At 62.2% G+C, this 14,020-nt stretch carries 10 protein-coding genes; 4 read left to right on the forward strand and 6 right to left on the reverse strand.

Features of this window, described 5'->3' with window-relative positions; all coding sequences use genetic code 11:
* Positions 1-149: 149 nt before the first annotated feature.
* Together BM026_RS18200 and BM026_RS18205 are read left to right on the forward strand one after the other, a co-directional pair.
* Complete coding sequence (locus BM026_RS18200; protein WP_093529618.1) at positions 150-1,259, forward strand: DUF3182 family protein; 1,110 nt, start codon at positions 150-152, stop codon at positions 1,257-1,259.
* Positions 1,249-2,004 carry an alpha/beta hydrolase family protein gene (locus tag BM026_RS18205; RefSeq protein WP_092250535.1) on the forward strand — a complete coding sequence of 252 codons (756 nt, stop codon included), beginning with the start codon at positions 1,249-1,251 and terminating at the stop codon, positions 2,002-2,004. The genes BM026_RS18200 and BM026_RS18205 overlap by 11 nt, the downstream gene beginning before the upstream one ends.
* A gap of 4 nt (positions 2,005-2,008) precedes the next feature.
* Here the strand turns inward: BM026_RS18205 and BM026_RS18210 are convergent, their stop codons facing one another.
* Genes BM026_RS18210 through BM026_RS18220 form a run of 3 tightly spaced genes read right to left on the reverse strand, consistent with a single transcriptional unit; the run spans position 2,009 to position 4,984 of the window.
* Positions 2,009-2,956: a lysylphosphatidylglycerol synthase domain-containing protein gene (locus tag BM026_RS18210; RefSeq protein ID WP_071489843.1), complete on the reverse strand. Its 948-nt coding sequence runs from the start codon at positions 2,954-2,956 to the stop codon at positions 2,009-2,011.
* The gene (gene clsB, locus BM026_RS18215) at positions 2,946-4,208 is read right to left on the reverse strand and encodes a cardiolipin synthase ClsB (RefSeq protein WP_093529620.1); all 1,263 of its coding nucleotides are present in this window, start codon (positions 4,206-4,208) and stop codon (positions 2,946-2,948) included. The genes BM026_RS18210 and clsB overlap by 11 nt, the downstream gene beginning before the upstream one ends.
* Positions 4,205-4,984: an endonuclease/exonuclease/phosphatase family protein gene (locus BM026_RS18220; protein ID WP_071489845.1), complete on the reverse strand. Its 780-nt coding sequence runs from the start codon at positions 4,982-4,984 to the stop codon at positions 4,205-4,207. The genes clsB and BM026_RS18220 overlap by 4 nt, the downstream gene beginning before the upstream one ends.
* A gap of 171 nt (positions 4,985-5,155) precedes the next feature.
* On the opposite strand from BM026_RS18220, the gene BM026_RS18225 reads away from it, so the two are divergent.
* On the forward strand, positions 5,156-7,261 hold the full coding sequence (locus tag BM026_RS18225) for a mechanosensitive ion channel family protein (protein WP_092250541.1): 2,106 nt from the start codon (positions 5,156-5,158) through the stop codon (positions 7,259-7,261).
* Positions 7,262-7,317: 56 nt separating this feature from the next.
* On the opposite strand, the gene BM026_RS18230 is transcribed toward BM026_RS18225, so the two are convergent.
* Complete coding sequence (locus tag BM026_RS18230) at positions 7,318-11,586, reverse strand: DEAD/DEAH box helicase (protein WP_093529622.1); 4,269 nt, start codon at positions 11,584-11,586, stop codon at positions 7,318-7,320.
* A 141-nt stretch (positions 11,587-11,727) separates the two neighbouring features.
* Between BM026_RS18230 and BM026_RS18235 the strand changes: the two genes are divergently transcribed.
* A complete protein-coding gene (locus BM026_RS18235) occupies positions 11,728-12,612 on the forward strand; it encodes a sugar nucleotide-binding protein (RefSeq protein WP_093529624.1) in 885 nt (294 codons plus the stop codon).
* A 92-nt stretch (positions 12,613-12,704) separates the two neighbouring features.
* Here BM026_RS18235 and BM026_RS18240 read toward each other — a convergent pair whose 3' ends face one another.
* Both BM026_RS18240 and BM026_RS18245 read right to left on the reverse strand, forming a co-directional pair.
* Complete coding sequence (locus tag BM026_RS18240; RefSeq protein ID WP_093125571.1) at positions 12,705-13,403, reverse strand: OmpW/AlkL family protein; 699 nt, start codon at positions 13,401-13,403, stop codon at positions 12,705-12,707.
* A gap of 94 nt (positions 13,404-13,497) precedes the next feature.
* Positions 13,498-14,010 carry a DUF3299 domain-containing protein gene (locus BM026_RS18245; RefSeq protein WP_071493720.1) on the reverse strand — a complete coding sequence of 171 codons (513 nt, stop codon included), beginning with the start codon at positions 14,008-14,010 and terminating at the stop codon, positions 13,498-13,500.
* Between the last annotated feature and the right edge of the window lie 10 nt (positions 14,011-14,020).

Here is a 14,020-nt window from a genome sequence, read left to right on the forward strand (position 1 = left end):
TAACGCGGCGTCGTGCAGAATAAAACAGGCCAACTGCCATCGGTTTTTCCGTAACGGCTTGATTTGAAAAGCATCCTCCATGGAAGAGCCTTGGCCTGATCCCTGCAACCTTCTGCGTACACACATGGCGGGATGGCCAAGGGGGACGCATGACCCCGATTCAACGCAAGAAGCTGGTAGTTGCTCACTCCACGCGTGAGGGCGCGCCGCTGCATGAGGTCGAAACCAATCGTGCCTTGGCACGCTGGCTGGCGCAGATCCTCGGGCTCAAGTTCGGTGGAAGCTATGACGCTGATCTACACGCGGGGCGGGCGTTATACCTGCTGCCCACACAAACCCTGGTCGGTCCCGGCCAGGCGCGGGCACTGAATATCCAAGGTCCGGAGGATTTGTGGGGCGGTTATGTCGACCACGACTTCATCTGCACCAAGGCCATCAGTCATGGCTTACTCAGCCCTGAAGCCAAAGCGCCCGAAGGGTGGTCGGGGTTGTTTGGCGAACGTGTGCGAAAAGTCGTGCTGGAGGGCTTGAGTGTCTTTGCGCTGGAGGACGCGCGGCCTGCCGCTGCACGCTTGCTGTCCAGCGGCCCCATTCGCTTGAAACCCGTGCACGCCTGCGCGGGCCGAGGCCAGGAAGTTATCCACAGCCTGGATGAATTCGAAGCGGTGCTGGCGCGACCGGATGCCGCACAACTCTTCAACCAGGGCGTGGTGCTGGAGCAAGACCTGCACAACGTGGTCACCTACAGTGTCGGCCAGAGTTTTATCGGCGATCACGTGTTCAGCTACTGCGGCGAGCAATACCTGACGAAAGATGGACAGGGCGAAGAGGTCTACGGCGGCTCCAACCTGTTGGTGGTGCCCGGTTACTACGAAGACCTGCTGCAACTCGAATTACCCGACGACGTTCGCGAGGCCATCGAGCAAGCCCAAGTCTTCGACGCGGCCGCCGATGAAGCCTATCCCGGCTTCTACGCATCACGGCGCAATTACGACATCGCCCAGGGCCTCGACAATAACGGCCAGCGTCGTAGCGGCGTGCTCGAACAATCCTGGCGCATGGGCGGGGCCAGCAGTGCCGAAGTCGCGGCCCTGCAAAGCTTTATCAACAATCCCGGCCTGCGTGCGATCCATGTGTCCTCCGTGGAAACCTACGTGGACCAGTCCTTGCCGGCTGATGCCATCGAGGTGTATCGCGGCCCGGCGGAAAACAGCGAGTTCCTTCTCAAGTACGTGACGGTTGAATCTTATGACGGCTAGAAGCGAAAGCATTGCGATCGATATCGACGACGAACAGATGAGCGGCACCTTCCTGAGCCCCAAATCCAAAGTGCCTGGCGTGTTGTTTGTGCACGGTTGGGGTGGCAGCCAGGAGCGAGACCTTGAGCGCGCCAAAGGCATCGCCGGCTTGGGATGTGTATGCCTGACCTTCGACCTGCGCGGGCACGCTGGCACGGGTATTCCTTTGTCCCGCGTCACCCGCGAAGACAATCTGCGCGACCTGCTGGCGGCCTATGACCGGCTGCTGGCTCACCCGGCCATCGACACCTCGGCGGTGGCGGTAGTGGGCACCAGTTACGGCGGCTACCTCGCGGCGATCCTCACCTCGCTGCGCCCGGTGCGCTGGCTGGCGCTGCGCGTGCCGGCGCTGTACCGCGACCAGGAATGGCTCAAGCCCAAGCGTGACCTGGATAAGGCCGACCTGATGGATTACCGCAGCACCTTGGTCCACGCCGAAACCAATCGCGCCTTGCATGCGTGTTCGGCATTTACCGGGGATGTATTGATCGTCGAATCGGAAACCGATGACCACGTGCCCCACGCGACCATCATGAGCTACCGTGCGGCGTGCCAGCAGACCCATTCCCTGACCCATCGCATCATCGATGGCGCCGACCATTCCCTCAGCGATCCGGTGTCCCAACAGGCGTACACCTCAATCCTGGTGGATTGGATCACCGAAATGGTGGTGGGCGAACGGTTGAGCATCATCCAGTCCCAGTAAGGGTTCAGGCGGGTGTTTTCTTCACCCGCAACGCCTTGGCCTTGGCCTCCACACCGAGGTACATCACCAGCGCGATCAGCAGCGGCAAGATGAAGTAAATCGCCCGATACGCGATCAATCCGGCGAGCAGGCTGCCCCGCGACGCCTCATGCTGCAGCAGTGCAATAAACACCGCCTCCAGCACGCCCAGCCCGGCGGGAATATGGGTGAGCACCCCGGCAATCGCGCTGATCAGCAACACGCCCAACACCAGTGGATAGTCCAGCTTGGCCGGCAGCAGGGTGAAAATCACCGCCGCCATCAGCGACCAGTTCAACGCGCCGAGCAGCAACTGCAGGCACGCCATGCGCACTGACGGCAGGTTGATTTCCATGCCGCGAATCGTCCACGCGCGCTTCTTCGAAAACTGGCAGGCCACCAGATAGCCGAGGCTGGCCAGTACCAACAACGCGCCAATGCCCTGCAATGCCGTGGTGCTGACCTTCCACCCCGGCGGCATGGTCACCAGGCCGCTGCTGAACACCACCCCGGCAATCGCCATGTAGCCAAACCAATTGGTGGCCAGGCTCAGGCCGAGAATCTTGGCGATATTGCCGGTGCTCACCCCCAGGCGCGAATACAGGCGATAACGCATGGCGATGCCGCCCACCCACGCGCTCAAGTTGAGGTTGAAGGCGTAGCTGATGATGCCCACCGGCAGGATCTGCTTCCACACCAGGTTCTGGCGGATGTAGGTGCGGCCGATCAAGTCGAAGCTGGCGTACACCAGAAAGCTGCACAACGTCAGTGCCCCCGCGATCACCAGAGTGCGCACCTTGAAATCACCCAGGGTCTGCAGCACTTCGCTCCAGTCGATACGCCGCGCCAGCAGAGTGAACAGCACGATCAGCACCAGGAAAAAGGCGATAGTCAGCGGTTTCTTCCAGCGTTTGAACCGGGATTCAGCGGTCATTGGCCTGGCTCTCGATGGGTTTCAATCGTGGCTTGTGCGCCGGCAGCCATCCCGTCAACGCTGGGAAGTGACGCATCACATGAAATACCAGAAAGCCCACGGTCAATCGCCACAGCCACAAGCGCGGTTTGCGGTTTTCCGGCATGGTCTGGCAATGATTGTTGGCGAGTGTTTCCAGGCGTTCGTACAAGTGCTGGTTGAAGGCTCGGTCGCGTATCAACACGTTGGCTTCCAGGTTCAGCGACAGGCTCAACGGGTCCAGGTTGCTCGACCCAACGGTGCTCCATTCTTCATCCACCAACGCGACTTTGCCGTGCAGGGGGCGCTGGCAATATTCGTGGATCACCACCCCGTCCTTGAGCAGATAGTCGTAGAGCATCCGCGCCGCCAACTTGGCCAGCAGCACATCGGGCTGGCCCTGCATGATCAATTGCACCCTCACGCCACGGCGCGCGGCGTTGCGGATTTCCCGCAGCAAGCGGTAGCCGGGGAAGAAATAGGCGTTGGCAATCACCGCACGTTTTTGCGCCTTGCTCAGTGCGTGGATGTACGCCTCTTCAATATCATCGCGATGTTGCACGTTGTCGCGGTAAATCAGCCGCACCAGGCCATCGCCCTGGTCGGTGGACCACAACGAAGGCCGCTGCTGGCGCCGCCGCCAGCCACGTCGCGCGCGGACTTGGCGACCACTTTGCGCCAGGGCAAAATGATGCAGGTCCGCCACCGCCGGGCCCACCATCCGCACTGCATAATCCTGCTTGGCTTCTGGACCGAAATCTCCCAAATGATCGGCGGAGAAATTGATCCCGCCAATAAACGCCACCTGCGCATCCACCACCACAATCTTGCGGTGCAGGCGACGAAACCAGTTGGTGCGAAAGCCCAGTGTCTTGGACGCCGGGTCAAACATCTGCACCGTCACCCCGGCGTCCGCCAGTTCACCGAGAAACGAGGGCGTCAGCTCACCGCAACCAAAACCGTCCAGGCTTGCCACCACTTTCACTCCACGCTGCGCGGCCTCGATCAGGATGCCGTGCAGCTCATGACCCACCTTGTCTTCGAAGAGAATGAAGGTCTCCAGCAGAATCTCACGCTGCGCCGCGCGCAGGGCTTCGAACACCTTGGGAAAATACGCCTCGCCATTTTCCAGCAACTCGATCTGGTTGCCACTCTGCCAGCCATAATCCAGGTCGCGGGCCTTGGCTTCGTCCGGCGGCTGGTCGGTGGAGATATGTTCCACGGCCACGTTCATAGCTCGATCTCCACCGATAGCGGCACATGGTCGGAGAGGTGGGACCATGGCCGCGTCGTCAGCACCCTGGGGTTATGCACCTTCAGGTTGCGTACATAAATCCGGTCCAGCGGCAGCAATGGCAACCGCGCCGGGAAGGTGCGCGCGGGTTTGCCCATGGACTCGATAAACACTTCCTTCAAACCCGCCTTGCTCAGGTCGGCCTTCTGGCGCCAATCGTTGAAATCACCGGCCACCACTAACGGTGCATCGGCCGGGATTTCGCTGATGCGCTGCTCGATCAAGCGTAATTGCTGCTGGCGGTGCACTTCACGCAAACCCAGGTGGATGCAGATCGCATGGATCTCCTGGCCGGTGCCCGGCAAGCGCAGCACGCAATGCAGCAGGCCCCTGTTTTCATGGCCGCTTTGGGAGATATCGAGATTGTCGTAACGCACGATCTGGAACTTCGACAGCAACGCATTACCGTGGTCGCCATGGGGATAGACCGCGTTGCGCCCGTAGGCGAATTGCGGCCAGATACTGTCGGCGAGGAACTCGTACTGCGGCATGTTCGGCCAGTCACTGAAGCGCTGGGGGTGGCGCTCGTGGGTGCCGTGGATTTCCTGCAGGAACACCATGTCGGCGCCCACGCTGCGCACGGCTTCACGCAATTCGGGCAGGATGAAGCGTCGATTCAGTGCGGTGAAGCCCTTGTGGATATTGACCGTCAACACCGTGAAGCGAGTGATGGCGACGCTGGGGGTGATGGGCACCCAGTCGGGAATCGCAGCCATAGTTGCTCCTGTGAAAAAGTGGTGGGGCCTGGCCCTCGTTTATGGCTGACTGTGATTTTTGACGGAAAGTTTCCAGCGTCCTACAGACGGCATAAAGATGCCGCTGAAGGGGAACGATCAACGCGCAAACCCGTCAGTTCCTTACAGACCCTTCTGAAGGAGCTCGGTGTTTTGCTGAATCTCAAGACTGCATTACTGCTCGGCGCGCTGCTGTTTTGCGGCAGCGGTGCGCTGCAAGCGGCGGCCACCGCGCCGGAACCTGAAGCGCCGGCCAAGCCAGAGTTGCTGGTGGAAGGCGGCCTTCTCGGTGCGATCAGTTCCAGCATTGATGATGTGCAGCAAAAGCTGGACCTCAACCAGAACTTCATTGACGAATGGCGCCTGCGGGCCGACCGGGCTGCCAACGAAGTCGGTCGCCTGGTCAACCAGACCGCTGAGCGTTCCCCGTGGAGCGTGGCCGGGGACTTCCTGTTGCTGTCCGGTGTGTGGATCGGCGCCTTTACGCTGCTGACGTTACTGGGGCGCGTGATAGTGAGACGACTGGGGCAACGCACGTTTTTCGAACGGCGCAAACGCCTCCTAGCGGTGCTGGGCTATGTGGTGCCTTACACGATCCCGGCGCTGATATGCCTGCCCCTGACCTTGTATGTCAGCCATTTTCTGCCCACCTCCGTGGGGCGGGCGCTGGCGCTGTGTTTTGCCTATGCCACCAGCAGTGGCATCTTCTCCACGTCAATGCTGCTGTGTGTGATCGTCATGTTCAATGTCGGCCACAAGCGCCCGGCGGTGCAGATCATTCGCGGCTACTGCCCCAAGCCGCTGTTCCTCATCGGCTTTCTCGCCGCCCTCAGCGACGCCTTGACCAGTCCGCAGATCGCACGCCAACTGGGCGGCAATATCACCAGCAGCATTGCGGTATTCACCGGCCTGCTTGCGACAGTAATCTTTGGCGTATTAGTGGTTCGCCTGCGCCGTCCGGTCGCCCACCTGATCCGCAACCGGCCGTTGGCGCAGCGCATGAAACATCCGGCGCTCCAGCAATCTCTGCGGGTGTTTTCCGGGTTGTGGTACTGGCCGATCCTGTTGATGGTACTGGTCTCGGCAATCAACTTGATCGGTGCCGGCGACGATAATCAGAAGGCCCTGCGTTGCGCGTTGTTCACCACGATCCTGCTGATCGGCACGGTATTCCTCAGCACCGTGTTGCAACACCTGTTCAAATCCCGCAGCCAGGTGGCGATCCAGCGCAGCAGCGCCTACAAGGAACGTTTTCTCAGCCTGTTGCACGCGATCCTGCGCATCGCCATGGCCATTGCTTTTATTGAAATCCTCGGGCGGATCTGGGGCGTGTCCCTGTTCGAGTTCGCCCAGCGCAACTCGGTGGGCCGCGCGATCAGCGATTCGCTGAGCAGCATCGGCCTGATCCTGCTGATGACCTGGCTGTTCTGGGTGGTACTCGACACGGCGATCCAGGAAGCCTTGAAACCACCGGTCAACAAGCGCTCCAGTCGCCAACCGAGCACGCGGGTGAAAACCATCCTGCCGCTGCTGCGTAATGCGGTGAAGATCGTTCTGGTAGTGATCTGCGCGATCACCACCATGGCCAACCTCGGGATCAACGTCGCGCCGCTGCTGGCCGGTGCCGGGGTGGTCGGCCTGGCCATTGGTTTTGGTTCGCAACAACTGGTGCAGGATGTGATCACCGGCCTATTCATCATTATCGAAGACACGCTGTCCATCGGCGACTGGGTGGTACTCGACTCCGGTCACGCCGGCACTGTCGAAGGCCTGACCATCCGCACCCTGCGCCTGCGCGACGGCAAGGGCTTTGTGCATTCGGTGCCGTTCGGGCAGATCAAGGCGGTCACCAACCAGTCGCGGCAATTTGCCTATGCGTTCTTTTCGGTACAGTTCACCTACGACACGGATGTGGACAAGGCGGTGGAACTGATCCGCGAGGCGGGCCAGTCGATCCGCGATGATGTGTTCCTCAAGTACAACCTGCAAGGCCCGCTGGAGGTGTTTGGCGTGGACAAGATGGACCTCAACGGCGTGGTACTCACGGCACAGTTCCGCACGGTGTCGGGTGGGCAATATGCGGTGAGCCGCGCGTTCAACCAGCGCCTGAAAAAGCTTGTGGATAACTGTGATCAGGTGCACTTCGCGCAGACTTATCCACAGCAGGTGTTGCTGCCCAAGCGTACGCCGCAGGTGGATGAGCCGGATGAAGACGTGCCCGCTTCGGTGGTGCTGACCGAGCAACCGCGAACGCAGTGACCCATATGGTAAGCGGGCTTGGCCAACGCGGGACAAGCCTGCTCACCACAACAGGTTCATCGTTTGATCAGTTTTTCTTGCAACAGCGTGGTCTCGGGTGGACTCAGTTCCAGCAACATTTGTTGCGTGCCGCCGACCATTACCGCCGCCGGCAACCCATCCCGGTACACAATCCGATTACCGCTCACTGCCGGCACCTTGTTGCCGGGCAACAGTGTACCGACCAGGTTCAGCGGATCGGCCCCACACACTGCGATCAAACTCCCGTCATGGGGCCGCCGCCGTACTTCACGCAGCAGCGGGATCGCCTCCGGCAGCGCAAACTGCTCACCTGCCAAACCACTGACAAACCGCCCGCCGCGAATTTCCCCGCGTGCTTCCAGCCGGTGAAACGTGCGCAGCAGCTCGCGCCAACTCGGTAGCCAATCTGCCTCACGCTCCAGCAAGCGCCAGAACACCACGCCATAGCGGCGCAGCAGGGTCATGGCGACATGCTCAAGTGCCTCGGCTGAATGGGGCCCGGCAGCCGTTGATGAACGTCGCACCAAGGCCCAGCGCCCGGCATCGTCCATGCCGCCGACAAACGCACCGCGCCCGCGCCGGCTGCTGCGCGCCTGGCGTTTGCTGGCGGGGGTGGTCAGGGCGCGCAGGCCGGCGAAGCTGTCGGCGTTCACCAGCCCTGCGCCGACCAACTCCTGCAACGTGGTTTCCAGCTCGCTGCGCAACAGATGGGCTTCGTGGGACAGCTCATCAAAAAACAGCGCGCCGTGATCACACAGGGCCTGATGCACTTTCTGCGCCTTGGGCGACAGGGTGGTGACATCGGTAACTTCGGTCAATCCGCTCCATAACCCTACTTGGCTACGGGGCAGCAACACCACCGGCGTGCTGCGCAAGGCCATGGCGCTGGCCTTGTTGCTCAAGCGCAGCCACACCAGTTTGCCGCTGCGGCAGAGTTCGTCGAGCCATGTGGATGAATAATCCTTGAGGCGTGCGCTGAGCAGGTCGTTGTCCCAGGCGGACGTGGCGGCGGCATAGCCTTCAAACTGCCCGACGATTTGCGGCAGCATCGCGCTGCCCTGGCCACGGGTGCCGCCGGACAGGTGCTGCCAGTCGAACAGAAAACGCATGAAATCCTGTAATGCCACCGGTTCGATTTCCCGGCGCAGGCGCTTGACCGTGTAGCGATGAATGCGCGCCAGCAGGTGGCGTTCGCACCACTGCTCTTGTGTGGCCTCGGGGCTGAAATAGCCGCGTAACACGTAGCCTTCCTGTTCCAGGCGGGCCAGTGCTTGAGTGACCTGCATGACCGACAACGCCAGGGGCGCGGCGATCTCGATCAGGCTCACCGGGCCGAACCCACCGAGGCGCGCGCGCAACACTTCCGTCACGGCATCCTCGTAGGTCCACGACTCATCGAAGCCGGGCAGCAACGGCAAGTTGCTCGGATAGATCGCCTGCAGGCAACCCAGGCGCTCAACGGCGACCCACAGGTTGGTGTGTAAGTGAGTGTGCAACTGATAGGCGCGGCCAGCCTTGGCCAGGGCATGCAACCATTGCGCCCATTGCGGCGTGACTTCGTTGGCGGCGATACACGCCAGGCTCATCAGCGCCTCATGCATTTCATCCGGCCCGTTGGGCGCCGGCCAGGCTTCTTCGCGCACGGCGGCGATGGCATCGGCGTCCAGCGCACCGAGGTCGTCGGTGCTTTGCGGGTCGCTCCAGCGTCGTGTGAGCACGGCCTGGGTGCGGCGTTCCTCCAGCGGCGCATCGTCGAGAAAAGTGTACGGACGGGCGCTGAGAATCTCCGCCGCCATGGGCGAGGGTGCCGGCAGGTCGCGGCTGATCAGGCGCACGTCGCCGCGCTCCATGCGCCGCAGCAGGGCCAGCCAGGCGTCGCAGTCCATGGCTTCATGCAGGCAGTCGTCGAGGGTTTGTTCCACTAACGGGTGCTCGGGCACGTCGCGCTCACCGGCGAGGTTTTCCAGGCAGGCAATCTGGTCCGGGAACACGCTGGCGATCAGGTCTTCGCTTTTCATGCGCTGGATCTGCGGCGCGACCTTGCGCCCACCGGTATACCGCGGCAACGCCAAGGCCACACCGGCATTCCAGCGCCAGCGCACGCCGAACAGCGGCGCATCCAGCACGGCCTGGATCAGGATATGTTCGGCGCTTTGGCTGTTGAGGTAGCGCCACACCTCATCCAGCTCGAAGCTGTGGCTGGTGGACAGTGACAGCACGATCGCATTTTCGCTGGCCGCCGCCTGCAACTCGAAGTTGAACGTGCGGCAAAACCGCTTGCGCAGGGCCAGGCCCCAGGCACGGTTGACGCGGCTGCCGAACGGCGTGTGGATGATTAATTGGGTGCCGCCGGACGCGTCGAAAAACCGCTCCATGATCAGCGTGTCCTGGGACGGCAATGCACTCAGGGCCAGGCGTGCGCGGGCGAGGTAGTCGAGGAGCTGTTCGGCGCTGGCGCGGTTCAGGCCGAGTTCGCCGGTCAGCCAGGCCTGTGCGGCTTGCAGGTCGCCGGGTGTGGCGCCGAGCAGCGTGTCCAGTTGACCTTGCAAACGCGCCACCGCCGCCGACAGCTCGTGACTGCGCCCAGGCGCTTCGCCTAGCCAGAAGGGGATGGTCGGCGGTTGACCATGGGCGTCCTCGACCCGCACTTTGCCGGCTTCGACCCGCAAGATCCGATAGGAGGAATTGCCAAGCTGGAAGATATCCCCGGCGATGCTTTCCACCGCGAAGTCTTCGTTGACGCTGCCGATGTTCAGGCTCTGGGGTTCGAGCAACACGCTGTAGTCGGCGTTGTCGGGGATGGTGCCGCCGCTGGTCACGGCGGTCAGCTTGGCGCCGCGCCGACCACGCAAGGTGCGGGTCAGGGCGTCGCGGTGCAGGTAGGCGCTGCGCATGCCCTGGCGACCGTTGTAGCCGTCGCAGAGCATCTGCAACAGTGCCTGGTAATGACGTTCGTCGAGTTCGGCGTAGGGCGCGGCGCGATGGATCATCTCCAGCAAGCCTTGCTCCGACCATTCACGGGCGCTGACTTCGGCGATGATTTGTTGGGCCAGCACGTCCAGTGGCGCCACCGGTATGTGCAGGGTGTCCAGTTCGCCTCGACGCACGCAGTCGAGCAGGGCGGCGCATTCGATCAGATCGTCGCGGGTGGTGGCGAACAGGCGCCCTTTGGGTGTGCCGCCAACCTGGTGACCGGAGCGGCCGACCCGTTGCAGAAAACCGTTGATGGAACCCGGCGAACCGATCTGGCATACCAGGTCCACATCGCCGATATCAATCCCCAGCTCCAGGGATGCTGTGGCGATCAGCACTTGCAGCTCGCCGCCCTTGAGACGCTGCTCGGCATCCAGGCGCATCTCCTTGGCCAGGCTGCCGTGGTGGGCAGCCACCGCAGTTTTGCCCAGGCGCTCGCTCAAGTGCCGGGCCAAGCGTTCGGCCAGGCGTCGGGTGTTGACGAACACCAGAGTGGTGCGGTGCTCGCGCGCCAGTTCGGCGAGGCGGTCGTAGACCAACTCCCACACGTCATTGGCCATCACCGCCGAGAGCGGCACGGGCGGCACCTCGATATCCAGATCGCGCGGGCGGGCGTGGCCGATATCCACAATCGCGCAGTCCCGGCCAGTGCCCACCAGGAACCGCGACACCGCGTCGATGGGCTTTTGCGTGGCCGACAAGCCAATGCGCATCAGCGGCTCGGCGCACAAGCCTTGCAGGCGCTCCAGGCTCAGGGCGAGATGGCTGCCACGTTTGCCGACGGCGATGGCGTGGATTTCATCGACGATCACCGTGCGTGTGCTGGCGAGCATCTGGCGACCGGAGTCCGAGCCCAGCAGCACGTAGAGCGATTCCGGGGTGGTCACCAGGATATGCGGCGGGCGCTTGCGCATCTGGACGCGGTCTTTTTGTGGGGTGTCGCCCGTGCGCACGGCGGTGCGGATGATCAGCGGCGGCAGACCCAGGCGCTGCAGGTGCTCGGTGATCCCGGCCAGCGGGTTTTGCAGGTTGATCTGTATATCATTGGACAGCGCCTTGAGCGGCGACACGTAGACCACCAGCGTCTCATCCGGCAGCGCACCGCCGTTGGCAAGGCCTTGGTGGACCAGGTCGTCCAGCACCGCCAGGAACGCGGTGAGGGTCTTGCCGGAGCCGGTGGGCGCGGCGATCAGGGTCGATTGACGCTGGCGGATCAGCGGCCAGGCCTGGGCCTGGGCGCCGGTCACCGAGGGGAACGTGCTGCGCAACCAGGCGCTGACGGCGGGGTGGAAGCCGGTCAATGCGGTATCAGTGGATTCAGGAAGGCTCATGCAATGATTGATAGCCCCAGTTCCAACAAGTTGCAATGGCACAGTTAATCCGTGACGGTTGCGCGATGAACCCGCAAAATGCAACGATTCTGACAAATACCTGAATAACCTTCGTTCCAACAGACCGGGCCTGCTCAATCTATGCGAATGCGCCTTATGTTACTGGGCGGCGGGAATGCCCTCGGGCAGGCGCTGATTCGCCTCGGTGCAGAGGAAGACATCGGTTTCCTCGCACCCAAACCGCCCCAAGACGGCTGGGATGCCGCAAGCCTCACCCAATTGCTCGACGACACCCGTCCCGACGCGTTGATCAACCTCGCCTACTACTTCGACTGGTTCCAGGCCGAAGCGGTCAGCGAGCCCCGTCTGGCTGCCCAGGAGTTCGCCATCGAGCGCCTGGCCGAGCTGTGCCAGCACCACAGCATCACCCTGTTGCAGCCATCCAGCTACCGCGTGTTCGATGGCTCCCGCGCCACCGCCTACAGCGAAAAAGACGAGCCGGTGCCCCTGGGCCTGCGCGGCCAGGCGCTGTGGCGTATTGAACAGAGCGTGCGCGCCATCTGCCCGCAACATGTGTTATTGCGCTTTGGCTGGCTGCTGGATGACAGCGTCGACGGCACCCTCGGGCGCTTCCTGGCCCGGGCCGAGAAGCCGGATGAGTTGCTGATGGCGGACGACCGTCGCGGCAACCCGACACCGGTGGATGACGCGGCGCGGGTGATCATTTCGGTGCTCAAGCAACTCGATTGCGCGGCGCCGCTGTGGGGCACTTACCACTACGCCGGCCATGAGGCGACCACGCCGTTGGCGCTGGGCCAGGCGATCCTCACTGAAGCGCGCAACTACCACCCGCTGGCAATCGAATCCCCCACCGCCCAGGCCCACGCGGCCCGACCGGATGCGAGCGAAGAACCGCAACACGCGGTGCTCGCCTGCAAGAAAATCCTCCACACCTTCGGCATCAAGCCTCGGGCTTGGCGAGCGGGGTTACCGGCGTTGCTGGACCGGTTCTACCGCCATGGCTGACCCAACACAAAACCCAATGTGGGCATGAGCTAAATGTGGGAGGGGGCTTGCCCCCTCCCACATTGGTTTTTGTGTTGTTGGTCAGGTCGGTGTCAGAACTTGTAGCCGATACCCACCATGTAAACCATCGGGTCCACGTCCACATTGACCTTGGCGCGAGTGCCAGGGGCGACCGCGTTGTTTTCCACGGTGGCCTTGGTGCTGATGTCGATGTAGCGCGCCTGGGCGTTGATCATCCACTTGTCGTTGATCATGTAGTCGGCGCCGATCTGCGCGGCCCAGCCCCAGGAGTTCTCAGCCTTGAAGTTGCTGAAGCCTGCGCCTTGGGCACGGCTGCCGACGTGCTCGTCGTAGATCCAGGTGTAGTTGATACCGGCGCCCACGTACGGTTGGAAGGCCGACTTGTTGTCCAGCGGGTAGTACACGACGCTCAGGGTCGGCGGCAGGTGTTTCAGGGTGCCGAGCTTGCCGTTGGCGGCGCCGAGGGCGGTGCCCTTGATCTTCACGTCATGCTCGAACGGCGTGGCGGCCAGCAGTTCGATACCCACGTGATTGGTCAGCATGTAGGCGAAGTTCAGGCCCAACTGAGTGTCGCTGCTCATGGTCGCCTTGCCGCCCAGGTTGGCGCCGGCCAATGGGCCTTGGTCAACCTTGACGTGGCCGCTGTCGGCCTTCGGGTTCACGGTGATTGCACCAGCGCGAACCAGAATGTCGCCCGCTTCGTGAGCGTGTACGACGGGGGCAACGAGGGCGAGCGCGAAGAGGGACGCGCCGAGCAGAGACTTGTTCATGGGAGCTCCAAAGGACGTTTAAAAGTTGTACGTCCAATGGTAAAGATCGTTCCGTTCGGTCTTTTGACTCAGCTCAATGAAAGGGCGATAAGCGTTATTCGGGCAATTCGTACATGTAAATCTTCTCGGCCTCCATCTGGTAACCGGCATCGGCCAGTTCGCTGGTGGACGGTTTGACCTGCATCGCGCCCTCGATCCAGTACGGCTGATACAGCTCATCGAGCTTCACGCCGATTTCGCTTTTGACATGCACGATCTGGTTCGACGGCGGCGGTGGCACATGGATGCACGCGCCGAAATACGGCACCAGCAAGAACTCGGTGGTGCGGCCGTTTTCGCTGACCTCCAGTGGCACGATGTAGCCGGGCAAGCGAATGTGCTGGCCATCAAGCGCTGGCACCACCGGTGCGTTGGGCAGGTCCTGCTTGGCTGCGGGTGCCGATTCCAGTGCATCCGCCATGCTGGAGAGATTGTGCAGTGGTTGCATGTTCGGCACTTCTGGCGGGGCATCCGGCGGTATCAGTTCCGACCACGTCAGTTCTTTGGGCTCGGCTGCCCAGGCGGGCAGGGCAAGCAGCAGCAACAGTGCAAACAGGACGCGACGCATCAAAGCCTTC

Source organism: Pseudomonas sp. NFPP24, assembly GCF_900112095.1.
In the GTDB taxonomy this organism is placed as follows: Bacteria; Pseudomonadota; Gammaproteobacteria; order Pseudomonadales; family Pseudomonadaceae; genus Aquipseudomonas; species Aquipseudomonas extremorientalis.

Coding starts and splice junctions, on each gene's coding strand:
- BM026_RS18235 (WP_093529624.1), top strand. CDS start 11,728: ATGCGAATGCGCCTTATGTTACTGGGCGGCGGGAATGCCCTCGGGCAG.
- BM026_RS18220 (WP_071489845.1), bottom strand. CDS start 4,984: ATGGCTGCGATTCCCGACTGGGTGCCCATCACCCCCAGCGTCGCCATC.
- BM026_RS18245 (WP_071493720.1), bottom strand. CDS start 14,010: ATGCGTCGCGTCCTGTTTGCACTGTTGCTGCTGCTTGCCCTGCCCGCC.
- BM026_RS18230 (WP_093529622.1), bottom strand. CDS start 11,586: ATGAGCCTTCCTGAATCCACTGATACCGCATTGACCGGCTTCCACCCC.
- BM026_RS18205 (WP_092250535.1), top strand. CDS start 1,249: ATGACGGCTAGAAGCGAAAGCATTGCGATCGATATCGACGACGAACAG.
- clsB (WP_093529620.1), bottom strand. CDS start 4,208: ATGAACGTGGCCGTGGAACATATCTCCACCGACCAGCCGCCGGACGAA.
- BM026_RS18200 (WP_093529618.1), top strand. CDS start 150: ATGACCCCGATTCAACGCAAGAAGCTGGTAGTTGCTCACTCCACGCGT.
- BM026_RS18210 (WP_071489843.1), bottom strand. CDS start 2,956: ATGACCGCTGAATCCCGGTTCAAACGCTGGAAGAAACCGCTGACTATC.
- BM026_RS18240 (WP_093125571.1), bottom strand. CDS start 13,403: ATGAACAAGTCTCTGCTCGGCGCGTCCCTCTTCGCGCTCGCCCTCGTT.